This is a genomic window from Haloarcula sp. Atlit-120R, from assembly GCF_003665885.1.
Classification (GTDB): domain Archaea; phylum Halobacteriota; class Halobacteria; order Halobacteriales; family Haloarculaceae; genus Haloarcula; species Haloarcula taiwanensis.
In genome coordinates, this window is record NZ_QPLN01000002.1 from 736968 (window position 1) to 758595 (window position 21628).

Here is a 21628-nt window from a genome sequence, read left to right on the forward strand (position 1 = left end):
ATCTTCGGGGCGGGTCCAGCGGGGCCGTCGCGGGCGGTTCGTTCCGCGCGCCGAAGCTGTGATCCGGTCTCAGTCCCACTTCGCGCCGGGGTTTGTCACCGCACCGTTGGCGGCGGAGCCGAAATCGCTGTGGTACTTCGCCAGCACGCCGCTGTCGTACGTCGGCTCGGGGTCGTAGTCTTCGAGGCGCTGTTGCATCTCCTCGTCAGTGAGATCGACCGACAGTTCGTGGTTGTCGATGTCGATAGTGACGGTGTCGCCGTCCTCTAGGGCGGCGATTGGGCCGCCGACGAACGCTTCGGGCGCGACGTGGCCGATGGAGAAGCCGCGGGTCGCGCCGGAGAAGCGGCCGTCGGTAAACAGCGCCACGTCCTCGGCGTGGCCTTGCCCGGCGACGGCCGAGGTGACGCCGAGCATCTCGCGCATGCCGGGCCCGCCCTGGGGACCCTCGTTGCGGATGCAGATGACGTCGCCCGACTCGACGTGCCCCTCTTGCACGTACTCCATGGCTCCTTCTTCCTGCTCGAAGACGCGGACCGGCCCCTCGTGGTGGAGGTGGTCCTCGCCGGTGATTTTGATGACTGCGCCGTCGGGCGCGAGGTTGCCCGAGAGGATGCGGATAGCCCCGCGCTTGTGGATCGGGTCTTCGACCGGGTACAGGTAATCCGCGTCGAGGTCCTCGATGGCCGGCGGGTCGATGCGGTCGAGTTCCTCTGCGATGGTGTTGCCAGTGACAGTGAGTTCGTCGCCGTGGAGCAGGCCGGCGTCGTTCAGCGCTTTCAGGACGACCGGGACGCCGCCGACCTCGTGGAGGTCGTTCATGACCTTCTCGCCGCCGGGCTGGAGGTCGGCAATCTTGGGCGTCCGGGCGCTGATGTCGTTGAACGTCTCGATGTCGAGGTCGATGCCGGCCTCCGCCGCGAGCGCGAGCAGGTGGAGGACGGCGTTGGTCGAGCCCCCGACCGCGACCTGCAGGGCGATGGCGTTCTCGAAGGACTCGCGGGTGAGGAAATCCGAGGGGCGGCGGCGTTCTTGGACCACCTCGACGGCGAGTTCGCCGGCCCGGCGGGCCTCCTCGTAACGGGACTCGTGTTCGGCCGGCGGGGAGGCCGACCCAAGCGGCGCGAAGCCGAGCGCCTCGGAGATGGAGGCCATCGTGTTGGCGGTGAACATCCCGCCACAGGAGCCCGCGCCGGGGCAGGCGTGGCGTTCCATCTCGTCGAGTTCGCCCTCGGTCATCTCTCCGTCGGCGACCGCGCCGACGCCCTCGAAGACGTTCTGGATGGTGACCTCGCGGCCGTCGTGCTCGCCGGGCATGATGGAGCCGCCGTAGAGGAAGACGCTCGGCAGGTCCGTTCGGATAGCGGCCATCATCATGCCGGGCATGTTCTTGTCGCAGCCGCCGATGGTGACGATGCCGTCCATCCGCTCGCCGAAGGTGACGAGTTCGACCGAGTCGGCGATGATTTCGCGGGAGATGAGCGACGCCTTCATTCCCTCGGTCCCCATCGAGATAGCGTCGGAGATGGTGATGGTCCCGAACTCGATTGGCATCCCTTCGGTATCGTCGATACCGTCGTAGGCAGCATCGGCCACGTCGTCCAGATGGACGTTACACGGGGTGATGTCGGCGGCCGGGTTCGCGATGCCGATCATCGGCGAGGAGAGGTCCTCGTCGTCGTAGCCCATCGCGCGGAACATCGCGCGGTGGGGGGCTTTCTCGTATCCCTCCGTCACCTCGGTACTCCGCAGGTCCGGGTCTTTTTCCGGACGTTCTTGCCGCTCCTGATTGCTCATATTTCACCGAGGCCATGGGCAACCTTAAATAACTTGTACTCGCGGTACCGTCTCACACGGAGCACGGCGAAACCGACCGGTGACAGTACCTTCTTTTCCGTCGGGGACTTCCGCCGCCGTATGCCGACGGTCACGACCGCCGCGCGACTCCACTTCGGCTTTCAGAACCTCTCGCTCGCCCACGAGCGCCTCTACGGCGGCGTCGGGCTCGCGCTCGATGAGCCGCGGCTGACCGTCGAGGCGTCCCGGGCCGAGACGGTCCGGTGTGACGACCCGGCGACCGAACCGTACGTCCGGCGCGTCGTCGACGCGCTCGACGTGCCCGGCGCGGCCGTCGCCGTCGACGAGCGGTTCCCGCGACACGTCGGCCTCGGGAGCGGCACCCAGCTCTCGCTGGCGACGCTCATCGCCGTCGTCCGGGCCTACGACCGGACTGCCGACGCACGGACCTACGCGCCGCAACTGGGCCGGGGCGGCCGGAGCGGCGTCGGCGTGGCCGCGTTCGAGTCGGGCGGGTTCGTCGTCGACGGCGGCCACCCGACGGAGCGGTTCACTGCCGAACCGCCAGCCGAAGGTGACTGGGACGTGCCGCCGGTGCTGGCCCGTCATGACGTCCCCGCACACTGGCGGTTTGTCATCGTCGTCCCGGACACCGACCCCGGACAGAGCGGGAGCGCAGAAGACCAGAGCATGCGGCAAGCCGTCGAGCGCGCCGACCCCGGTATCGCTGACGAGATCTCGACGTTACTGACCCGGCGGGTCCTCCCCGCGATTGCGACCAGAGACCACAGCGACTTCGGGCAGGCCGCGGCGCGGCTGGGCCGGCTCAACGGCGCGTGGTACGCCGACGAGCAGGGTGGCGTCTACCGCCCACCCGCTGGCGAACTCGTCGACTCGCTGTCGAGCGCCCCGGTAATTTCGGGGGCCGGCCAGAGCTCCTGGGGGCCGACCGTCTGGGGGCTGACGACGGCGGCCCACCAGTCCGAGGCCAGGGAGGCTGGCGTCCTAGCTCTCGACGAGGCCGGCGTCGAGGGCACAGTCACCGTCGTCGCCCCCCGGAACACCGGTGCCTCGCTGACCGAGTAGGGCGCTGGCGGCGAGACGCCCAGGTGACGACGGAAACCGCCGGAACTAACCACGACTCTTGCAGCCGCCAGTGCGGTTATCCGTCTCGACGGCAAACTCCCGTCGATGACTGCACTGTTCTCACCGCTGGAACTCCGTGAGACGACAGTCCCGAATCGCGTCATGGTGTCTCCGATGTGCCAGTACTCCTGCGAGGCTCGTGACGGCCTCGCCACCGACTGGCACCGCACGCACCTCGGTTCGCGTGCCGTTGGCCGCGCAGGCCTGGTCATGACCGAGGCGACTGCTGTCGAAGCCCGTGGCCGTATCTCTCCGGAGGATCTGGGTATCTGGAGCGACGAGCACGCGGCAGCGCTGGAACCGATTACGGAGTTCATCACCGAACAGGGAAGCGTGCCGGGCATCCAGTTAGCCCATGCTGGGCGGAAAGCCTCCATCGAACGACCGTGGGATGGCCACGACCCGCTCCAGCCCGACGACGGCGGCTGGGAAGTCGTCGGCCCGAGTGACGACCCCTGGCCATACGAAGACGGCGAGGCACCGCCGACAACGGCGCTCGATCAGGGCGGCATCGAGGCTGTCATCGGCTCGTTCCGCACCGCCGCTGAGCGCGCGCTCGACGCCGGATTCGAAGTCGCAGAGGTCCACGCCGCCCACGGCTACCTCTTGCATCAGTTCCTTTCACCGGTGACGAACCACCGCGAAGACGACTACGGCGGCGACTTCGAGGGCCGCACGCGGCTGGTCCGCGAAATCACGACCGCCGTCCGCGAGGTCTGGCCCGACGACAAGCCGGTGTTCGTCCGTATCTCTGCGACGGACTGGTTCCCCGACCGCAATTCCTGGACCGTCGAGGATTCCGTGCGACTGTCGGACCGGCTCGCCGACATCGGCGTGGACCTCATCGACGTAAGCGGCGGCGGCATCCACCCCGAGTCCCGCCCCGACTACGCCGGGCCGAACTACCAGCTCCGGTACGCCGAGCGGATCCGAGAGGAAACGGAGTCGGACATCGCCGTCGGCGCTGTCGGCGGCATCACGACGCCCGAACAGGCCGAAGCCGTCGTCGCCAACGACCGGGCAGACATGGCCATCGTCGGCCGCGAACACCTCCGGGACCCGTACTTCACGATGAATGCCGCGAAGGAACTCGACGCGACCGACGAGATAGAGGGACCGCCGCAGTACCGCCGTGCCTGGGGCTTCTGAACCTGTTTAGATCTTATCCAGGTCGAGGTCGACGGCGTACCAGTCGAGCGCGAGCAGGAAGGCCGCGCCGATAGCGGCGGCAGCGACGAACGCGATGAGAACGTCCGTCGAGAAGCCGACTTCACTCCGGACCTTCACGACCGGAGCGCGGAGTGCGCCGACGACGAGCGCGACGAGGAAGGCCAGCGTTGCCCGACGGTTGTACTCCAGTGCCCGACGGACGACGCGTGCGATGGTGAACAGGCCGACCAGCCCGCCGACGATGAACGTCACGACCGGCACGGCGGTCGTTGTCACGTCTTCGGCTGGCCCGCCGGTGACGAGCGCAATGAGCGCGTCTACGAAGTCGGCGAGCGCCATTGACATCCTGTCGTACTGCCCGAGGATGACGAGCAACAGCGATCCCGAGATGCCGGGCAGAATCATCGCGCTGACGCCGATCATGCCGGCGATGAAGACGAGTGCGAGACTGCCGCCGTCGGCGGCGGTGTTCGAGACGCCGGACACGTAGAACGCAAGCAGAAACCCGAGGACGCCGGCCCCTATCTGGAACGGCGACTCGACCGTGAGACTGCGCAGCAACACCACCGCGGAGGCGGCGATGAGGCCGAAGAAGAAGCCGAAAAGCAACGCCGGCGTCTCCTGGCTGGCGACGGTGACGATGTGTGTTACGATGACGACGGCGGTACCGACGCCGGCGACCAGCGCGAGGAGGAACCAGATGTCGAGTTCGAGGAGTTCGGCAAACGCACCGCGCAAATCAACACCGCCGTCTAGCGGCGTGAGAGCGCGAACGAACCGTATTACGCGGCCCGGCGTAACGGCGGTAATCGCGGCGATGAGTCGCTCGTAGACCCCGGCGATGAGCGCGATTGTGCCCCCGGAAACACCGGGGACCCCGTCCGCGCTGCCCATACAGAGGCCGATGAGAAACGTTCGAATCCACGCACGAAGCGGTGGCACCGAGCCCAGAACCGTCGGCGGGTCCCGGTCGGGAGGGGTGGTCATCACTGAACGGTTCCAGCAACACGCTCAAATCCCTTGTGGAGTCGTATCGTGTTGCTGGACTGTCACAAAGGCAGGGTATGGCTAAAAAGTAGCCCGCGACAGCGCTAACTTCGCTGCGAGAGCGTGAGCACGCCGTTTCTGAGTGTCTGGACTGCCCCGGCAGCCGGTAGATCGATGTCGAACTCCGTCTGGAGGTGCGGGGCGTCGACGGCAACGATGGCTTCTGTTCCAATGACGTCGACTGTGACGTGGTCGTCGCTAACCTGAAGCGAGTCGAGGTCGACGGCGACCGTCCAGCCGTCGTCGTGGTCGGTGTGCGAGACGTGTAGCGGCGACCGCTCAGTTTGTGCGTCCATTCGTCAATCATGGGTACGTGTTACACACATAAAGGTCCGCGTTCGGCGCGTGCCAAAGCTCGGTCACACGGGAACGCTATCCTGCACGTCGCTAGACGGCAGGGCCGAGATAGCCCCACGCCTGCAGGCGGTCCCCGTCGCCGTCGATCCAGCGCTCGCCGATGTCGTCGCGGTAGTAACAGTTCGGGATGAGGATATCGTCGATTCGCTCGTAGGCCTGCTCCCGTGCCGCCTGCATCGTTTCGCCTTTCCCCGTGACGACTAGCGGCATCCCGCTTTCACCAGCCACACGCCATTGCCCGTCAACAGCCGCTTCCGGCTCGCTTCTCTCGCCAGCCGAGCGTTCCGCACCCTCAACGGGTACACGCTTCGCGTCCTCGATGTGGATGCCATCGCGGCTGTCGGATTCGAAGACGACTGCGGCGTTGCGGGAGTTCTCGTCGTACGTCTCTTGGTCGTCGAACGGGAACGGCGGGAGGACGACTCGAACCGCGATCTGATACCCCCGGTGGACCTCCAGCCCGGGGTCGCGCCCGTTCGCCAGATCGAGGAAGAACTGCCCTGTCCCCGACTCAAACGACTCCTCCTGCAGCGTGACTGTGGGGTACCCGAACCGCGGTGTAAATTCCAGCGGATAGATACCGTCCTCGTTGACGATGCAGTTGATGTCGATGCTGCCGACGTACTCCTCGCCGGCGAGCCAGCCCTCCAGTTTGCCGAGCGTCTCGGTGAACAGTTCGTTGCGCCCCGCCCAGAACATCGAGGTCCCCATCTCGCCGGTCGAAGGACCGATGTTGCCCGGGAACAGTTTCTTGTGCTCGAAGTTGAAGTTGATCGGCTCGACGAACGACTCGCCGTTGAAGAAGCCACAGACGGCGACTTCGACGCCCTCGACCTTCCGCTGGAGCTGGAAGCCTTTCATCCGGTGCCCCCACGCTTTTTTGTAGGCACGAAGGACGTCAACGACGTCGCTGCCGTCGTCCTCATTTCCGACGTAGAGGAGTCGCTTGACGTTCTGGACCTCGCCCAGCGGCTTGATGACATAGGGTGCGGAGTCCTTCTGGACGTGCCGGATGCCGGCGTCGAAGTCCTCGAAGACGTGATGTTCGATAGTGTTGACACCGTGTTCTTCGAGGATCGCCATCGCGTAGCCGCGGTCCTCTTCGAGCCGGTCCGTGTTCGGAGTGCCTCCGACGACGGCGTGGCCCTCGGCCCGGAGTTCCCGCGCGAGTTCGCCGGTGCCGACATCGCTGCCGACCCAGATGTCGTCGAATATAATGACGTCGGCCCACTCGACTTCGGTGCGCCAGTCGTCGGTCTTCGGCACGAACCCGTCGGCGATTTCCCTGTCGCTGTCGGCCTCGATGTAGTACTTCACGTCGTGGCCCTCTCGAGCGACCTGCCAGGCGATGTCGCCGACGAGTGCCGCATCTAGCGAACAGAAGAGGAAGGTTGCCATGCCCGGTCTGGGAGCGGGGACTGGGTAAGCGTTGCGCGGCCTCCGGCCGCTGTTTATTTATAACAATCCTGCTCGCGTAAGCCGAACCGTTTTAGTCCCCATCTGTAAACTTCCACGTATGACACGCGACGAACTCGCATCCGCAAGCGAACTGCTCGAATCGGCGTCCGAAGACACTAGCAGCGACGAAGCGAGCGAGCGCCTCGCCGAACTCGCCGACCAGCTCGACACCCTCGCGACCGCCGAACGCGGCCCGGACCACGGTCGGCTCGCCCGCATCCAGTCGGCGCTCAACGACCTGAGTAGCGGTGACGCGGGAGACGTAGCCGGTGTCATCGAAGACGCCGACGACGCGATCAACGAGTACCGGTCCGACCTGGAAGGGGTCTGAGGCGGCGCTCCTGTGCCAGCGTCTGACTGTTTGCTGTCGTCTCGATGCGCACAGGCGGCTCTCGAATGCGATGGATTTCTATGATTCGGTCGTAGCTTCCTCATCGACCGGTTTGATTCGGTGTGTCGCGTCGTTGTGGTCTTCCGAGGCTCGCAGGTGATACGTGACTTCGCGCGGTTCCGTCTCGTCGACGTAGGGACTCTTGCCATCGCGTGTAATGCTCTCTGTTTCACCCGGCGCCAGCTCACCGTCAAACCGTCCGACGGGCGTGTAAGCGACGCGTGGACCGGTTCGGTTGAGTGCGAGGACGTACCGACCTGCGGTGTCGCCCGTGTTCGTGACTGTTATCTCAAGCGTCGGCACGGCTGGCTCAGTGACGCGCCCCGGTCCGTCGAGAGTGACATCGAATGACGGCAGCGGCGCTTTGAGCCTGTTCTGGACAGTCTCTGGCGGTGTCCACTCCCCGCCGGGCCAGGAGAGTCGGGCGTCGCTGGCTGTGCCGGTTTCAGGGAGATCAAAGACCAGTGGTCCACCGGCCTCGGTGAACTGTTGGCCCCACTCACCGTCGCGATACAGCCCGTTCCTGAAGGTCTGTGGGCTGTACGTCGACCCGTTGAATCTGAGCGAGAACGCGGCGCGGTCTACTCCGGAGCCTTCGACAGTCACTGTGAGCACGAGGTACTGCCCATCGGCTGACTGGACATTGATAGAGTCAGTTCCCGGGACCACGACGCCGGGCATCACTACTGAGTCCGTAATCGTCACCGCGGGCAGCGGCCCGGTGTCAGTTTCGCTGATGGCCGGCGACGGGACCGGCGTCACTGTTTCGGTGTCAGCAGTCTCACCCTGACATCCTGCACCGGTGAGAGCCAGTCCACAGAGTGCCAGAACACGACGACGGTACATGGCTTTGCGTTGCCCTGCCCTGAATAAATGCCTTCAGAAGGCTCAGGTTCTGTTTTGACCAACGGTGCCCTGTCCGGCCCATAGATCGGTCCCCCCGCTCTGCATAGTTTGTATCATTAGCATTCAGGCGCTGGCTGCGTAAATAACATATTAATTAATGTTTGTGTCTAACCAAAAGCTTTTGACAATTCCATTGGTTTCAGTCAAACGTATATCAGGTCGGGGGATTGGGTGGCGGTACCATCCCTATGTGGTGATATCAATGAGCAAATCAACGAACGGCCGAACGGCCCCCAAATCGATGCGTCACAAACAAATACTCGACGTAGCGGCCGAGAACCCTGAGGCGTCCATCGCAGAGCTTGCGTCCGAAGTGCCGAGCGCGACAGCGGAACTGGTCGAGCGGGTCCTCGAAGAACACGGCGACCCAGCCGAGGCCGACGAGACCGACGAGACCGACGAGTCTCCGAGTGAATCGTCCGCGGAGACACAGTCGCATCCGGCCCCGGAGGACCTCTCCTCGACAGAACGAGAGACGCTCCGGGCGATTCGGCAACACCCCACCGCGTCCCAGCGAGACCTCGCAGAGAAGCTCGATGTGACTGCCTCGACTGTGAGCAATCGTGTCAACGGTATCGACGGGTTCGACTGGGCGAACCGCGAAACGTTCGCAAACGCTGTGTTTAGCGACGAACAGACCGATTCAATGTCCTCTGACGAGACTGAAACACTGGCATCCGAGAGCGAACCCCCGGAGTCACCGGACGCCCCCGACACCGGGGACGAACAAGTGTCAGAGACCGATACCGAGCCCGACGACGGCGACCGCTCGGCAGCGGTGGTCGAGACAGCGGCCGGCGAGGTGAATACCACGCTGACTACGTTCCAGTCGACTGTCGAGGACCTCTCCGCACAGCTGGCCGAGCTTGAAGGGCAGGTCGAAACCATCGCGGACGGTGGCGGCTCGCTGCAATCCAATCCGTTTCAGGATCCCGAGCTCGTCCATAAAGTCGTCCACGCGTGTATGAACTCCGAGCAGATATCCGAGGAGGAAGAGCTCCAGATTCTGGAGTCGCTGCTCTAGTTGTACTCACGCCACCGGTGGCCACACTCCTGGCACTTGAAAAACCGCGTCGGCGGTTCGTCGGCTGACCCGGTCTGTTTGATCGTGTACCACGCTTTTCCGTGCCCGCATTCCTCACAGGTCACGTCGTCGGCCGTCGGCTTGCCCTCGAAGTTCGAGCCCTCTTCGGTCTCTATCAGTTCGTCGCCGCTCTGTTCGTCCGTGGTGACGAACTCAGCCGCCCGGTCCTCGTCTTTCGCGACCCGCGCGCCACAGGACTGACAGACCATCTCGTCACCGTCGGCGTGCATCATCGAACCACAGTCGTCGCAGAACTGCATACACGCCCGTCCGACACCGAGGCAAAAAGCCGTTACTGCTCGTCCTCGATTTCGTGTTGCTCGGCGACGACCGGACAGTTCAGGAGCCGGACCGTCTCCATGTCGAGGAACTCCACGATTTCAGTCCCCTCGTTCGTGCAGTGTGCGTTCGGCGGTTCGGAGAAGTGTTCACACTGCTCGCAGTAGCGATGTTTCGACACCTCCGCGTAACGGCTCTCTGGCGCGGTCTCGCTATCGTCGTCGTCAGCGATTTCTGCCCACACCTTGTCGGCGTCGATGTGGTCGACATCGACCCGCTCGAATGCGCTGTCACCGCTGCCGAAGGGGTCTTCGCCGCGGTCGTCCATCCCCGAGAACGGGTCGTTCGGGCTAGGTGCCGACTCTGAAACAGGGCTGTCCGATTCAGCCGCCGAATCCGAACGGAACTCCGCCGTGTCGACAGCCGAGAGCAGGTCGTCAGCATCGGTTGCAGCGGGTTCACCGTTGGACCCGCTGTCGGCCGGTACGTCGCTCGATTCGCTGCCCGGCCAACCGTCGTCGGACGGCTGGCGTGTGTCTGTCGAGGTGTCCGCGTCGTCAGGTCCCGACCCGAGTCGCTCGAACGGGTCGCCCTCGCGGTCGTCACCGGAGTCGAGCGCTTCGAAGGGGTCTGGCTCGTCGTCACTCATTGTTCTCGCCCGGTTCAAGCTGTGCTGCGGCCACCAGCCGCGCCTTCGAGCGGATGATACCGCCCTCAGGCCGCACGTCCGACACCGTCGTGTTGCAGTGCGGACACTGGGGTTCGGTCAGGAGCCCGATCTCGACCTGCTCGTCACAGTTCGAACACCGTGCCGCTGAGATGTTCTCCTGTGCCGCGGCGCGTTTCAGGCGGTCGACCGCTTTTTGATTCTGGTCTCGGCCACCCTGGTCGTCGCGAAGGTCGCTGACGACCCAGGCGACGCGGGTGAGCTTGTCTTCGACATCATCGAGACGGTCGTCGATGTCGGCGATGCGCTCGTCCTGCGTTTCGAGCGAGTCAGTCACGTCACTTCGAAGCGCGGCGAGTTCCGTCTCTATCTGTTCAATCTCCTGTGTGAGTGCATCGATGCGGTCGAACTCCTCGTGGCTGTGGTCGGCAGGCGCTTTGGCGTCGGCCTCCCGTTTGACCTGTACGACGCGCTCGCGGACGTCTTCGATCTTCGTCTGGAAGTCTGCTTCCAGCGCCTCGAACCGATCAGCAAGCTGGCGTTCTACCGTGTCGACGATGTCCGGGACACGAGCGTTGACGGCGCTCTCGGTCGCCGCTTCGACTGAGCCGTTCAGCTTCTCGTCCACGGTCGCGGCGACGACGGCATCCAGTTCGTCCGACGACGGCTGGATGTGATCGCGCATCTCGCTGTCCGAATCGACCGTCGTCATGTATGCGGCCAGCAGTTGCTCCATGACGGCATCGCGAGACACGTCGAGTGTCTCGGCCTGCTCAGTCAGCCACTCGTCTAGATCTGCAGATAGCTCGACGTACACTCCCCCGTCATCAGTCGACTCGGAGGACATTACGACACCCTTGACGAACAAGACTGATAAGGGTTTACCGCCGATTTCAGATACCGAGAGTTGAAGCGATTCCGAAGCGCCGTTCTCGTTGTTCCCTGCCGACAGCTACTGCCGGCTGTCCCGCCGACTATCGCTATCGAATCTTGCGGACGTCGCTGATATCGAAGCCGGCATCGCCCAGTTCCGTCTCGAACTGAACGATGTCCTCGTCCTCGATCTGTGAGAGGACGCCACGGAACTGTTGAACGACGAGGGTTCGAGCCCGGGTGGAGCCGCCGGACTCCCACGCGAACTCCATCGTTCCGTGGGATGCGTCGACGAGTTGCCCGTATCGAACCGCCGACAGCGTCTCGGGATTGATGTGCAAGAGGAGCAGACAGCGCCACTGATGGGCCGCCTTCTGGAGCCCCTGGACGAGCGAGCTGATGTCCGCCCAGTCAATCTCCTCACCCATGGCGCTGACGAGGTCCGAAAGCGAGTCGATGATGACGAGGTTGTTCGCCGCCACCTCGTTCAGAACCATCCCGAGTGTGCCGAGCAGGTCCTCTCGCTCGTGGCGCGCCCGGAGGTCGGTAATCGACGCGGTTTCGTCTGCGTACCAGTCCCGAGGGACGGGGCTGATATGGAAATACCGCTCCGAGAGGTCGTGGAACTCGACCGCTTTGCTCCCTTTTTCGACTACGTTGTCGTCCATCGCCAGCCGCATCTCGCTGACCAGCTGTGTCTCGCTTGCGGTAAAGGAGATGTAATGGACTTCCTCCGGCGCGACGGCGTCGGTCGAGCGGTCGCCGTAGTAGAGGTCATGTAGCTCCCCGTCGACCTGCTCGAGCCCGTTGATGAGCGCGCTCGTGTGCATGAACTCCCGGGAGCCAGCACCGGCCTCGCCGGAGAGCAAGACGACGCTCCCGGCGGGTGCCCCACCGTTGATGATGGAGTCGAGCTGGCGGATTCCGAACGGGATTCGCTCCATACGTCCTCCTACCTACGCGGTCGCTTAAACGCTTGGCTGTCGCAGCGTCGTCGGCAGCGCGGCAGCGAGCCTGCAGACCGTCACCGCCAGACGGCACGGCCGACCCGAGTCTCCGAGAGGTCGAAGTCAAAGCGGTCCGTCCAGAGAAGGCCCGCTCCCAGCAGCGCGGCGATACCGACCGGCACCCAGTTCGCGTAAAAGAGGTTGATACCGCCCCACAGCAGGACAAAGCTCACCAGGTCATCGAGCATGAACGGACACGCTTCGAGCCGCTGTCGGAGCCCCGCACGGTCGAACCCGAGGTCGAACAGCAGGACGGCAACCGAGCCCGACAGGAGCCAGCCGGCGTAGTTCTGCCACGGAACGCCGTAGAACTGGGGCACCTCGTAGGTCCAGAACCCGATGGCCACGGCACCCGGATCGAGTACGAGATCGATAAGCATGACCGTCGAAAGCGTCGCCAGCAGCCGAACCGCGGTTGACGCCGCTCTGTTGCCGAGCAACAGCAAGACGAGCAGGTAAGCGTTCAGGACCAGCGGGAAGAAGAAGACCGGGAGGCCGAACGGTACCTCACCGAGCAACATTGGACCGAGGTCGACACCGTAGGTAAATTCGCCGTAGGGCCACCCGGTCCTGACACCGACAAGCTCGATGCCGTAGGAATACAGCGTCAGCGCGACCAGCGCCAGCCCGGCCCGGCGGTCCACGAGCGGGAAGACGCCGGCCACGAGGGGTAATCGCATCACGAACGTGCCAAAGAGGACGAAGTAGGGATTGAACGCGAGCGGATCGGGCAGGACTCCCTCAGCGCTGGCAAGCAGGGTGACCGCGCCGACGAGCGGAAAGACGACGGCGATGGTAAACCGGTTCTCGGTGACGAACTGGTCGAACTGCGCGGTCGCGTCGGTCTTTGTCTCCGGGAGCGTCCAGCCCGGTCGCGTCCGGTCTTTGCCGCTACCCATACAGCATCACCCACAGCGCGATGAGCGTGAACACCATGCCGACAATGGTGTTGATCGCGGGGTACCACCAGTAGGCCTCGTCGATGTCGACGCCGACGCCGAGAATCCCGAAGACGAGGCCGGGGTAGACGAGCAGTAGCAGGCCGAAGACCCAGTGCGTGAAGTTGAACGCGAACGACGCCATGAGCCAGCACATCACGCAGTAGTAGTAGGTGTTTGACTCGCCTAGGAACGTCGCCGTCGTCTGAATACCGGCCTCGCGGTCGGGTTCGATATCGGGAATCGCCGAGAAGGTGTGCATCCCCATCGCCCAGAGCCACGCGCCAACCACCGCCGTCGCCGGTGGGGCGACGCCTTCGATAGCGGTGTAGCCGATGACGCCGGGCAGGATGTACAGGCCGTTCGAGATGGAGTCGAGGAAGGGCGTCGTTTTGAACCGCAGTGGCGGGGCCGAGTACTCGACAGAGAGCGCAATCCAAGCGAGCAGGGCTACGACCCCGAGCGTCGGCAGCCCGAGCATAAACAGCAACGCGAGCGCGCCGCTGACAACGACGATGGCCGTGACAGCGCTGTCCCCGCGGTAGCTGACCTCGCGGCCCTCGTCTTTCTTGGGATTGTGTTCGTCGATGTCGGCGTCGAAGATGTCGTTGACGCCGTACAGGAACACGTTCCCGGGGATGGTGAAGTACAGAAACAGCGCGATAGCCAGCGGCGAGAACAGTTCGCCCGGGCCGTCGGCCGCATAACTGACGCCGACGATGACCGGGCCACCGAGGTACAGCCAGAACCGCGGCCGGGAGAGGCGCAACAGGTAGCCCACGAGCGTCTCTTCCGGCGGGATAACGGCGGTAATGCGGTCGGTCGGAAGTTCGGGCATTACTCAGGCGATATCCTCGATGAGCGCCTCTGCAGTGTGTTCGCCGCTGATGAGACACATCGGCACGCCGATGCCGGGCGTCGTGAACGACCCCGTGAAGTAGAGGCCGTCGACGGCCGACGAGCGGTTGTTGGGCCGCAGCAGGGCCGTCTGGCGGAGCGTGTGGGCCAGACCGAGGGCCGTTCCCTCCGTGGCGTTGTACCGCTCACCGAAGTCGGAGACGGCGAACTGCTTCTCGTAGACGATGCGGTCGCGCAGGTCGACGCCGGTGTTGTCGGCGATGTCGGCCAGCACCTTCTCGCGGTACTCCTGACGTATCTCGTCGCCGTCGTGCAGTCCCGGCGCAATCGGGACCAGCACGAACAGGTTCGAGTGCCCGTCTGGGGCGACGGTGTCATCGGTCTTCGAGGGCACACAGAGGTAGTAGGCCGGGTCGTCGGGCCAGGCCGGCTCCTCGAAGATGTCGTCGAAGTGAGGGTCCCAGTCCGTCGGCAGAACGAGTGTGTGGTGTTCCAGCGGCTCCACGTCACCCTCGACGCCCATGTACATGAGGAAGGCAGACGGCGCGTACGTCTTGTCGTCCCAGTAATCGTCGTCGTACTGGCGTTCGTGGTCCGGGAGGAGTTCACGCTCGGCGTGGGCGTAATCGGCGTTGACGACCACTTCGTCGGGGTGGGTCGTCTCGCCATGAACCGTCTCGACGAGGAATCCCTCCTTCCGTCGGGAAATCTCCGCGACCTCGGCGTCGGTCTCGTAGGTGACGCCGAGTTCTTCGCCGAGTTCGACCAGACCGTCGACGACTGCACCGACGCCGCCGTCGGGGTAGTACACGCCGAGGTTGAAATCGACGTGGCTCATCATGTTGTACAGCGCTGGCGTCGTTCGAGGTGAGCCGCCGAGGAAGACAAGCGTGTACTGCATTATCTGCTGGAGCTTCGGGTGCTCGAAGTAGTCCTCGACGTGGCTCTGCATCGAGCCGACGAGCTGGAGGCCGACCGGGGCGGCGGTCATCACGTCGAGGTCGACCCAGTCACGGAGCTTCGAGCGGTCCTTGTAGACGAACTTGTTCATCGCCGTCTCGTAGTGGCGTTCGCTGGTCGACAGATATTCTTCGAACGCCTCGCCCGCGCCAGGTTCGTACGCCTCGAACTTCTCGCGCATCTCGTCGTTGTTACCGGTCACGTCGATCTGGTCGCCGTCCTTGAAGAAGATACGGTAGTGCGGGTCGAGCCGCTGGAGGTCGTAGTAGTCGCGGGGCTCCTTGCCGAAGTACGCAAAGAAGCGCTCGAACACGTCGGGCATCAGATACCACGACGGCCCCATGTCGAACCGGAATCCATCCACCTCCAGCCGGGAGGCGCGGCCCCCGAGTTGCTCGTTTTTCTCCAGTAGCGAGACGTCCGCGCCTGCGTCCGCCAGGTAGCACGCGGCGGAGAGCCCACCGATGCCGCCACCGACAACGGTCACGTCTTCACCGGACAAGTCACTCATTACTAGAACTGAGGGGCTGGAACGTCAATAAATGAGCGGCCAAACTGCATCGGTATGGTATTCGTGGCCATATGTCGGGCCGCCGAGCGGCGCAGTGGGAGACGTATATGGGGATGGGGGCCAATCTGACACGTATGGAACCTGCTCTCTCAGCACTGGACGCATATCTCGACGATGCCGGCGTCGATGGCTACCTTCTCGATGCGGATTCCGAGGTGTCAGACCAGTACTATCTTTCGGGCTTTGACGCGCCGGACCCGTTCATCACGCTGTACGACGGTGAGACACGCCTTCTCTTCCCACGGAGTCTGGAGTTCGGCCGAGCCAAGCGCGAGTCGCGGGCCGAGACTGTCGAACGGTATGTCGACTTCGACCACCAGCAGAAAGTCGAGGAGTACGGCCCGGACGAAGCGGTCTCGCACGTCCTCGCGGACTTCCTCGCGGCTTACGACGTCGAGAGCGTGGCCGTGCCGCCGCGGTTCCCCCTTCGGACCGCGGACGGCCTGCGCGCACGCGGCGTCGACGTGACGGCCGACACTGACGGCATCGTCACGGAGATCAGAGCGACGAAGACAGAGACGGAAGTCGACCACATCCGGACGGCACAGCGGGCAAACGAAGCGGCGATGGCGGCGGCCGAGTCGCTGCTTGACGCGTCGGACATTGCGGAAGATGACACGCTCGAAGTCGACGGCGAGACGCTGACGAGCGAGCGGGTGAAAGAGGAGATCGAGGTGACGCTGCTCCGCAACGGCTGCTCGCTGGACGAAACAATCGTCGCCTGTGGCGCGGACGCTGCGGACCCTCACGACCGCGGGAGCGGGCCGCTCCTCGCTCACGAGCCGATTATCATCGACATCTTCCCACAGGACAAGATGACGAAGTACCACGCCGACATGACGCGGACGTTCGTCAAAGGCGAGCCAAGCGAGACGGTGCGTGAGTGGTACGACCTCACTGAACGCGCGGTGGACGCTGCGTTCGACGCGCTGGAACCCGGCGCGACCGGCGCAGACGTACACGACGCTGTCTGTGACGTGTACGAGGACGCCGGCGAGCCGACGTTGCGTGACGACGACCGAACGGAGACTGGGTTCATCCACAGCACGGGCCACGGCGTCGGGCTGGATGTCCACGAGCTTCCACGGCTGGCACCGAACGGGGGGGAGCTCGAACCCGGGCACATCGTCACCATTGAACCTGGCCTCTATGATCCCGACGTGGGTGGTGTGAGAATCGAGGACATCGCCGTCGTCACCCCCGACGGATACGAAAACCTGACTGAGTACGAGATTCAGTTCGTCGTCTGAAGCAGTCGAACAGACGCGAGAGGCACGGTAGCAGTTGTAATCTGGCTACTGGCCAACGCTGTGTTACCTATTACCAAAACACTTGTTACCATGAGACAGTATTTTCCACACCTACATCATGAACATTTATGATGGATGGGGCAAAAGGTGGTGGTACCCAATGCTTGTATCCGACGTACGCCCCGCACGCGACCCACACACTGCACTGCCCACGAACCACAGACGCCGGCCGACACCACCCCCAGGATGACAACACGAATCACGACCCCTCGAAACGACGACTCGTACCCGACAACCACGCTGCCATTCGACAGCGCGGACGACCAGTCCCGGTCCCGCCATGCGCCGAAGGTGTTCTCGCCGACCAATCACGCGACGATGGGCCAGTTCGACACTGAGGCGACGGACCCGCGCTGAACTGGGACATAACGCATATCCCGACGGCCCGCCTCCGTCCCGATATGGCTGACTACACCACAGTATCCATCCCGAAGGACCTCGCGGAGCGCGTCGAAGAGACTATCGAAGGGACGAGTTTCTCCAGTACGTCCGACCTCGTTCGGTTCCTGCTCCGGAGTATCGTCGTCGAACACCAGCGGGAAGGAGAACTGACCGAAGCACAGTTTCAGGATATCACCGACCAGTTGCGGGACTTGGGCTATCTGGAGTAGTCGGGCCGCTACTGCGGATACTTCTCGGGCGGTTCGACGTCGAGAACCGTAATCTCCTGTGCCTGCCCGGCTCTGTCAAAGGCCCCGAAGGCGTCGATATCCCACGGCGGGATGCCGACGAAGACCACCTCGTGGAGGTCGTCGGTCTTGCTGACTCCCATGTAGCCGTCGGGATGGGAGACGAACCGGCCCTGCGTCTGGCCGGCCGGCGTCCCCAGATCAACGCCGAACACCGCCTTCACGGAGGCCCCGGCTGAGGGGAGGTAGAAGTCAGTAAATACCGGTGTTTCGTCTGGTAGGTCCGCATCGGGAAGGTCCCCTGCAGGTGTGACGGCCAGCGAAATCGTCACGTCGTCAGGTTCGGCCTCGCTGGCGAGCCGTAACAGCGTCTCGACGAGTCCGCGTGTGACGTAGACCACGCCATTCTTTCGCACGGCCCGGGTAAAACGGCGTCGCTTGCCCCGGTTCAGCCGAGCACGAGCGACTTGAGGTTCTTCGCGTACAGCCCCGGCGTCCGGCCGCGAGACCCGCGAAGTGCGTAGGCGATGGCCTCAGCGGCGTCCTCCATCACGCCCTCTCCGTGTCCGACTAGTACTCGCTCGGGGTCGAGGCGGCTGAGCTTCTTCGGCGGGAACAGGCGCAACATCGGGTGGACGCCGAGCCGCTCGTCGCCGGCGAGGAAGTAGTCCGCCGCCCCGACCGCTTCGGGGACGACTAACGTGTCGTCTGCATCGCCATACAGCGCGGCTTCTTGCCAGAACGTGTTATCGATTATCTTGTGGACGCCGTAGTCCGTGTCCGGCAGTTGTCGATGCATGCGTTCGACCGGCGCGTCGATATCCTCTTCGACGCCAGACATCCAGTCGGGGATGTACACTGATACGTCGTGTCGGTTTGCAACGGCGGCGCTGTCACGTTTGTGCCGATCCAGCAGAATGACGACGCCGGCAACCGCGCCGAACTCAGCGAATAGCTCGTCGATACCGTCGACGTCTATCGGGTCGACGACGAACACACCGGCTTCCGTTTCGAGAACGTGACTCGCCCGGACCATCATTTCGTCGGGATACGGAATGTAGCTCACGCCGCGCTCCCAGCGGTTCGTCTCTAGCCACTCCGTTGCCTCGCCCTGGCCTTTCATTGGCATACGCTTCCATACGAGCCTGAGGTGAATAAATGGTCGAGAACGGGAAACACGCGTGCTGGGGTTGTTTCGCTCCCGAAACGGGTCCACAGCGGCTTTGTCGGTGGCGGTCGAAGCGCCGATTATGCTCTCATCGCCCGCCTGGCTCACGCTAGAAGTGAAGTATCCAGACCGTGCCACAGCGTTCTACGAGGCCTTTCTGGAGCTCGACATCGTTTCAGAGGGCCCAGATGAAGCCGTACTCGCGGCCGGTGATACCGAGCTTAGACTCCGTGCACCGGGAACAGTGCCGCGCGGTGGGCTCCACACGCACTACGCACTGACAATCCCCGAGCGGGAGTACGACGACTGGTACGACCGGCTGGACGAGCGCTTCGACCTGGTCGAACACACCTTCGGCGACGCGCGCTCGCTGTACTTCTACGACCCGGAGGGCAACTGCGTCGAACTCGGGGAGCGTGCGATCGACGGCACTGGCGTCACGGGCCTGTTCGAACTCGTCCTTGAAGCCGAGGAGCTGTCCTCGGCGATGGAGTTCTACACCACGCTCGGGTTCGAGGTGGTCGACGACGGCCGTGACGAGGGCCGGGTCAGACTCTCGACTGGCGAACTCGATCTGGAACTGTGGTCGCCGCGGCTGGGCATCGCCGACGCCCGCGGCGGTGTCCACGTCGACTTCGGCGTTGTCGCTGACGACCCGAAATCGACGGCCAGGGAGGTCGCCGACGACGCGCTTGCGGTCACGTCGGTCGATGACGGCGTCCGAATCCGGGACCCGGACGGCCACTACCTGACGCTGGTATCCGCGCAGGTAGCCGCGGGTGTCGGCGCGGCCGACTAGCGGTACCGGGGGAGACACTCGCTGGACGCGAATATAATGACCTCCCCTGTACTAGTAGCCGTATAGACCCCTCATAGGCAGGTTCTTTTCCAGTCGATAGCCACCGTCTAAGTGAGGATGTCCCCAACTGACTCCCGGACCGAGCACGGTGGCCTTACAAAGGCGACACTGTTCTGTCCGGACTGTGGGCACCAGAGCAGGTACGACGGTGACTGGGTCGTGGTCGAGCAACGCGGTAGCACGCACTATCGCTGCCCGGAATGCCACGCTCAGATTGCGACCAGACCGAGCCACACTGACTGTGGAGCGTCCCGGTTCTTCGACACCTACTGGCAAGCGTGGAACCACGGCATTCGAGCGTGGAACGGACTGTTACAGCGCCTGCTCTCCCCCTGAACGGTCGTGCTAACTGTGGTGGTGTCGATCAAGATCGCTACGCTTCGGGTTCGGCGAATGGCCGCAGAAACGCATCGCCCGCGACAGGACTGCTCGGTGGGGACCGGCTGTTCTGGCGCTCAATCTAGGCGTTCGGAGTCGATGCTGACTCCCGGTGGCGTCACAATCAGGAACCCACGGAAGTGCATCAGTTCCCCACCGGCCTCCCGGACCGGGCGGGCGAACCCGGCGGCGAGTTCGTTCAGGTCGCCTTCGACGTTGAGAACCAGGACCGACCCGTTTTCGATGGTTTTGACCCACTGTTCGGACGGTTCCGACCCGTCGAGGACGCCCAGCACGACGCGGTTGCTGCCGGCCCCGTCACGGTCCTCGTCCATCTGGTCCTCCACGGCCTGCAGGTCCAGGCCCTCGAAATCACTCATAGCCACATCCATGCGCGGACGGAGCAAAAATCCTCCCCACCTGTCTGACGCGCGGCAGTCGCGCTGGCTGCAATACCCGGCTTGCGGCTGTGTGCCGTGTCGACGTGCCACCGCCTTATGAACAAGTATAAATAGTGGAAGCATCCAGTTACGGGTGCTTATGTCCAACAACGAGGGCACGTCGGAATCTCCGGCGGATCGAGTTCTTCCAGGGCACACTGGATTCCACGTCTGAGATTACAGACGCACGGATTTTCGACACCACGCTGCGCGATGGTGAGCAGTCACCACGTACGTCGTTCAACTACGAGGACAAACGCGAGATAGCCGCGCTGCTCGACGAGATGGGGACCCACGTCATCGAGGCCGGGTTCCCCGTCAACTCCGACGCGGAGTTCGAGGCAGTGCGCGATATCGCTGAGTCCACGCGAGTGACGACCTGCGGACTGGCGCGCGTGGTCGAGAAAGACATCGAGGCGGCTCTGGATTCGGGTGTGGACATGGTCCACACCTTCGTCTCGACGTCGGATGTACAGTTGCAGGATTCCATGCACGCGACCCGTCAAGAGGCGCTCGACACCGCCGTCGACTGTGTCGAGATGATCAAAGATGCGGGCGTCGAATGCATGTTCTCGCCGATGGACGCCACGAGGACCGACGAGGACTTCCTCGTCGAAGTCATCGAGGCCACGTCCGCGGCGGGGGCGGACTGGATTAACATTCCGGACACGTGTGGGGTCGCCACGCCGCGGCGGTTCTACGACCTCATCGAAATCGTCGACGACTGCACCGACGCCTACATCGACGTGCACACGCACGACGACTTCGGGCTGGCGTCGGCCAACGCCATCTCCGGCTTCGAAGCCGGAGCCAGTCAGGCGCAGGTGTCGGTCAACGGCATCGGCGAACGCGCCGGCAACGCGGCCTACGAAGAGGTCGTGATGGCGCTGGAGTCGCTGTACGACGTCGACACCGGAATCGACACCACCCGCATCACGGAGCTGTCGCGGATCGTCGAGGAGAAATCCGACATCGGGGTGCCGGCGAACAAGCCCGTCGTCGGGCGCAACGCCTTCTCCCACGAGAGCGGCATCCACGCCGCCGGTGTCATCGAGAACTCCGACACGTTCGAGCCGGGCGTCATGACCCCCGAGATGGTCGGGGCCACGCGCGAACTCGTGCTCGGCAAGCACACCGGGGCCCACTCGGTTCGGGAGCGGCTCGTCGACGCGGGCTACGACCCGACCGAGGCGGAGGTCAGAGAAGTGACCCGCCGCGTCAAAGAGTACGGCGCGGAGGAGCAGGTCACCATGTCGGTGCTCGAACGGTTCGCCGAGGAGATCGGCGTGACCGAGGAGAGCGAGGAGGTCCGCGCGTAGGCCAATGACCTCGCTT

At 63.9% G+C, this 21628-nt stretch carries 25 protein-coding genes; 10 read left to right on the forward strand and 15 right to left on the reverse strand.

Annotated features, from left to right (window positions below; all coding sequences use genetic code 11):
- Positions 1–69 precede the first annotated feature (69 nt).
- Positions 70–1797: a dihydroxy-acid dehydratase gene (gene ilvD, locus DVK01_RS11070; RefSeq protein ID WP_121536685.1), complete on the reverse strand. Its 1728-nt coding sequence runs from the start codon at positions 1795–1797 to the stop codon at positions 70–72.
- A gap of 120 nt (positions 1798–1917) precedes the next feature.
- On the opposite strand from ilvD, the gene DVK01_RS11075 reads away from it, so the two are divergent.
- Both DVK01_RS11075 and DVK01_RS11080 read left to right on the forward strand, forming a co-directional pair.
- Positions 1918–2883: a beta-ribofuranosylaminobenzene 5'-phosphate synthase family protein gene (locus DVK01_RS11075; protein WP_121536687.1), complete on the forward strand. Its 966-nt coding sequence runs from the start codon at positions 1918–1920 to the stop codon at positions 2881–2883.
- Positions 2884–2988: 105 nt separating this feature from the next.
- Positions 2989–4092: an NADH:flavin oxidoreductase/NADH oxidase gene (locus DVK01_RS11080; RefSeq protein WP_121536689.1), complete on the forward strand. Its 1104-nt coding sequence runs from the start codon at positions 2989–2991 to the stop codon at positions 4090–4092.
- 6 nt (positions 4093–4098) lie between these two features.
- Here DVK01_RS11080 and DVK01_RS11085 read toward each other — a convergent pair whose 3' ends face one another.
- The 3 genes from DVK01_RS11085 to DVK01_RS11095 form a co-directional block, all read right to left on the reverse strand.
- Positions 4099–5100: a DUF368 domain-containing protein gene (locus tag DVK01_RS11085; protein ID WP_121536691.1), complete on the reverse strand. Its 1002-nt coding sequence runs from the start codon at positions 5098–5100 to the stop codon at positions 4099–4101.
- Positions 5101–5204: 104 nt separating this feature from the next.
- Positions 5205–5456 (reverse strand): hypothetical protein, encoded by a 252-nt coding sequence (locus DVK01_RS11090; protein ID WP_053968449.1) that lies wholly within the window; start codon positions 5454–5456, stop codon positions 5205–5207.
- Positions 5457–5547: 91 nt separating this feature from the next.
- Positions 5548–6915, reverse strand: a complete 1368-nt coding sequence (locus DVK01_RS11095; protein WP_101349687.1) for a hypothetical protein — start codon at positions 6913–6915, stop codon at positions 5548–5550.
- A 118-nt stretch (positions 6916–7033) separates the two neighbouring features.
- Here DVK01_RS11095 and DVK01_RS11100 point away from each other — a divergent pair, with 118 nt between their 5' ends.
- Positions 7034–7306 carry a hypothetical protein gene (locus DVK01_RS11100; RefSeq protein WP_101349688.1) on the forward strand — a complete coding sequence of 91 codons (273 nt, stop codon included), beginning with the start codon at positions 7034–7036 and terminating at the stop codon, positions 7304–7306.
- Between the two features lie 78 nt (positions 7307–7384).
- Here the strand turns inward: DVK01_RS11100 and DVK01_RS11105 are convergent, their stop codons facing one another.
- Positions 7385–8212, reverse strand: a complete 828-nt coding sequence (locus DVK01_RS11105) for a hypothetical protein (RefSeq protein WP_101349689.1) — start codon at positions 8210–8212, stop codon at positions 7385–7387.
- Positions 8213–8513: 301 nt separating this feature from the next.
- Between DVK01_RS11105 and DVK01_RS11110 the strand changes: the two genes are divergently transcribed.
- Complete coding sequence (locus DVK01_RS11110) at positions 8514–9296, forward strand: winged helix-turn-helix domain-containing protein (RefSeq protein ID WP_121536848.1); 783 nt, start codon at positions 8514–8516, stop codon at positions 9294–9296.
- Here DVK01_RS11110 and DVK01_RS11115 read toward each other — a convergent pair.
- The 7 genes from DVK01_RS11115 to crtD form a co-directional block, all read right to left on the reverse strand.
- Positions 9293–9616: a transcription factor S gene (locus tag DVK01_RS11115; protein WP_101349690.1), complete on the reverse strand. Its 324-nt coding sequence runs from the start codon at positions 9614–9616 to the stop codon at positions 9293–9295. The genes DVK01_RS11110 and DVK01_RS11115 overlap by 4 nt on opposite strands.
- 32 nt (positions 9617–9648) lie before the next feature.
- Positions 9649–10284, reverse strand: a complete 636-nt coding sequence (locus DVK01_RS11120; RefSeq protein WP_101349691.1) for a hypothetical protein — start codon at positions 10282–10284, stop codon at positions 9649–9651.
- Positions 10277–11149, reverse strand: a complete 873-nt coding sequence (locus tag DVK01_RS11125) for a hypothetical protein (protein WP_121536693.1) — start codon at positions 11147–11149, stop codon at positions 10277–10279. Before DVK01_RS11125 ends, DVK01_RS11120 begins: the two co-directional genes overlap by 8 nt.
- A 133-nt stretch (positions 11150–11282) precedes the next feature.
- Positions 11283–12119: an HTR-like protein gene (locus DVK01_RS11130; protein WP_101349693.1), complete on the reverse strand. Its 837-nt coding sequence runs from the start codon at positions 12117–12119 to the stop codon at positions 11283–11285.
- An 80-nt stretch (positions 12120–12199) separates the two neighbouring features.
- Positions 12200–13081 (reverse strand): bisanhydrobacterioruberin hydratase, encoded by an 882-nt coding sequence (cruF, locus tag DVK01_RS11135; protein WP_101349694.1) that lies wholly within the window; start codon positions 13079–13081, stop codon positions 12200–12202.
- The gene (locus DVK01_RS11140) at positions 13074–13958 is read right to left on the reverse strand and encodes a prenyltransferase (protein WP_101349695.1); all 885 of its coding nucleotides are present in this window, start codon (positions 13956–13958) and stop codon (positions 13074–13076) included. Before DVK01_RS11140 ends, cruF begins: the two co-directional genes overlap by 8 nt.
- A 3-nt stretch (positions 13959–13961) precedes the next feature.
- Positions 13962–15449 (reverse strand): carotenoid 3,4-desaturase, encoded by a 1488-nt coding sequence (gene crtD, locus DVK01_RS11145; RefSeq protein WP_121536695.1) that lies wholly within the window; start codon positions 15447–15449, stop codon positions 13962–13964.
- 134 nt (positions 15450–15583) lie between these two features.
- Here crtD and DVK01_RS11150 point away from each other — a divergent pair, with 134 nt between their 5' ends.
- The 3 genes from DVK01_RS11150 (at position 15584) to DVK01_RS11155 (ending at position 17430) form a co-directional block, all read left to right on the forward strand.
- On the forward strand, positions 15584–16759 hold the full coding sequence (locus DVK01_RS11150) for a Xaa-Pro peptidase family protein (protein ID WP_101349697.1): 1176 nt from the start codon (positions 15584–15586) through the stop codon (positions 16757–16759).
- 246 nt (positions 16760–17005) lie between these two features.
- The gene (locus tag DVK01_RS22225; RefSeq protein WP_199722324.1) at positions 17006–17176 is read left to right on the forward strand and encodes a hypothetical protein; all 171 of its coding nucleotides are present in this window, start codon (positions 17006–17008) and stop codon (positions 17174–17176) included.
- Positions 17177–17220: 44 nt separating this feature from the next.
- Positions 17221–17430 (forward strand): ribbon-helix-helix domain-containing protein, encoded by a 210-nt coding sequence (locus DVK01_RS11155; RefSeq protein WP_004593281.1) that lies wholly within the window; start codon positions 17221–17223, stop codon positions 17428–17430.
- An 8-nt stretch (positions 17431–17438) separates the two neighbouring features.
- Here the strand turns inward: DVK01_RS11155 and DVK01_RS11160 are convergent, their stop codons facing one another.
- Both DVK01_RS11160 and DVK01_RS11165 read right to left on the reverse strand, forming a co-directional pair.
- The gene (locus DVK01_RS11160; RefSeq protein ID WP_101349698.1) at positions 17439–17849 is read right to left on the reverse strand and encodes a hypothetical protein; all 411 of its coding nucleotides are present in this window, start codon (positions 17847–17849) and stop codon (positions 17439–17441) included.
- A 47-nt stretch (positions 17850–17896) separates the two neighbouring features.
- Positions 17897–18571 (reverse strand): hypothetical protein, encoded by a 675-nt coding sequence (locus DVK01_RS11165; protein ID WP_101351413.1) that lies wholly within the window; start codon positions 18569–18571, stop codon positions 17897–17899.
- Between the two features lie 127 nt (positions 18572–18698).
- On the opposite strand from DVK01_RS11165, the gene DVK01_RS11170 reads away from it, so the two are divergent.
- Together DVK01_RS11170 and DVK01_RS11175 are read left to right on the forward strand one after the other, a co-directional pair.
- Entirely contained in the window at positions 18699–19415 is a 717-nt protein-coding gene (locus tag DVK01_RS11170) for a VOC family protein (RefSeq protein WP_121536850.1), read from the forward strand.
- Positions 19416–19532: 117 nt separating this feature from the next.
- Complete coding sequence (locus tag DVK01_RS11175) at positions 19533–19811, forward strand: hypothetical protein (RefSeq protein ID WP_121536697.1); 279 nt, start codon at positions 19533–19535, stop codon at positions 19809–19811.
- A gap of 119 nt (positions 19812–19930) precedes the next feature.
- Here the strand turns inward: DVK01_RS11175 and DVK01_RS11180 are convergent, their stop codons facing one another.
- Positions 19931–20233 carry a DUF5779 family protein gene (locus DVK01_RS11180; RefSeq protein WP_121536699.1) on the reverse strand — a complete coding sequence of 101 codons (303 nt, stop codon included), beginning with the start codon at positions 20231–20233 and terminating at the stop codon, positions 19931–19933.
- A gap of 134 nt (positions 20234–20367) precedes the next feature.
- Here DVK01_RS11180 and DVK01_RS11185 point away from each other — a divergent pair, with 134 nt between their 5' ends.
- Positions 20368–21612, forward strand: a complete 1245-nt coding sequence (locus tag DVK01_RS11185; RefSeq protein WP_014039970.1) for a LeuA family protein — start codon at positions 20368–20370, stop codon at positions 21610–21612.
- Positions 21613–21628 lie beyond the last annotated feature (16 nt).

What these genes read in the sequence shown, in the direction of transcription:
- DVK01_RS11080 (WP_121536689.1), top strand. Translation starts at nt 2,989, where the DNA reads ATGACTGCACTGTTCTCACCGCTGGAACTCCGTGAGACGACAGTCCCG.
- DVK01_RS11120 (WP_101349691.1), bottom strand. Translation starts at nt 10,284, where the DNA reads ATGAGTGACGACGAGCCAGACCCCTTCGAAGCGCTCGACTCCGGTGAC.
- DVK01_RS11150 (WP_101349697.1), top strand. Translation starts at nt 15,584, where the DNA reads ATGGAACCTGCTCTCTCAGCACTGGACGCATATCTCGACGATGCCGGC.
- DVK01_RS11170 (WP_121536850.1), top strand. Translation starts at nt 18,699, where the DNA reads ATGCTCTCATCGCCCGCCTGGCTCACGCTAGAAGTGAAGTATCCAGAC.
- DVK01_RS11125 (WP_121536693.1), bottom strand. Translation starts at nt 11,149, where the DNA reads ATGTCCTCCGAGTCGACTGATGACGGGGGAGTGTACGTCGAGCTATCT.
- DVK01_RS11095 (WP_101349687.1), bottom strand. Translation starts at nt 6,915, where the DNA reads ATGGCAACCTTCCTCTTCTGTTCGCTAGATGCGGCACTCGTCGGCGAC.
- DVK01_RS11155 (WP_004593281.1), top strand. Translation starts at nt 17,221, where the DNA reads ATGGCTGACTACACCACAGTATCCATCCCGAAGGACCTCGCGGAGCGC.
- cruF (WP_101349694.1), bottom strand. Translation starts at nt 13,081, where the DNA reads ATGGGTAGCGGCAAAGACCGGACGCGACCGGGCTGGACGCTCCCGGAG.
- DVK01_RS11115 (WP_101349690.1), bottom strand. Translation starts at nt 9,616, where the DNA reads ATGCAGTTCTGCGACGACTGTGGTTCGATGATGCACGCCGACGGTGAC.
- DVK01_RS11085 (WP_121536691.1), bottom strand. Translation starts at nt 5,100, where the DNA reads ATGACCACCCCTCCCGACCGGGACCCGCCGACGGTTCTGGGCTCGGTG.
- DVK01_RS11165 (WP_101351413.1), bottom strand. Translation starts at nt 18,571, where the DNA reads ATGAAAGGCCAGGGCGAGGCAACGGAGTGGCTAGAGACGAACCGCTGG.
- DVK01_RS11175 (WP_121536697.1), top strand. Translation starts at nt 19,533, where the DNA reads ATGTCCCCAACTGACTCCCGGACCGAGCACGGTGGCCTTACAAAGGCG.
- ilvD (WP_121536685.1), bottom strand. Translation starts at nt 1,797, where the DNA reads ATGAGCAATCAGGAGCGGCAAGAACGTCCGGAAAAAGACCCGGACCTG.
- DVK01_RS11105 (WP_101349689.1), bottom strand. Translation starts at nt 8,212, where the DNA reads ATGTACCGTCGTCGTGTTCTGGCACTCTGTGGACTGGCTCTCACCGGT.
- crtD (WP_121536695.1), bottom strand. Translation starts at nt 15,449, where the DNA reads ATGAGTGACTTGTCCGGTGAAGACGTGACCGTTGTCGGTGGCGGCATC.
- DVK01_RS22225 (WP_199722324.1), top strand. Translation starts at nt 17,006, where the DNA reads ATGACAACACGAATCACGACCCCTCGAAACGACGACTCGTACCCGACA.
- DVK01_RS11130 (WP_101349693.1), bottom strand. Translation starts at nt 12,119, where the DNA reads ATGGAGCGAATCCCGTTCGGAATCCGCCAGCTCGACTCCATCATCAAC.
- DVK01_RS11110 (WP_121536848.1), top strand. Translation starts at nt 8,514, where the DNA reads ATGCGTCACAAACAAATACTCGACGTAGCGGCCGAGAACCCTGAGGCG.
- DVK01_RS11140 (WP_101349695.1), bottom strand. Translation starts at nt 13,958, where the DNA reads ATGCCCGAACTTCCGACCGACCGCATTACCGCCGTTATCCCGCCGGAA.
- DVK01_RS11180 (WP_121536699.1), bottom strand. Translation starts at nt 20,233, where the DNA reads ATGAGTGATTTCGAGGGCCTGGACCTGCAGGCCGTGGAGGACCAGATG.
- DVK01_RS11100 (WP_101349688.1), top strand. Translation starts at nt 7,034, where the DNA reads ATGACACGCGACGAACTCGCATCCGCAAGCGAACTGCTCGAATCGGCG.
- DVK01_RS11075 (WP_121536687.1), top strand. Translation starts at nt 1,918, where the DNA reads ATGCCGACGGTCACGACCGCCGCGCGACTCCACTTCGGCTTTCAGAAC.
- DVK01_RS11090 (WP_053968449.1), bottom strand. Translation starts at nt 5,456, where the DNA reads ATGGACGCACAAACTGAGCGGTCGCCGCTACACGTCTCGCACACCGAC.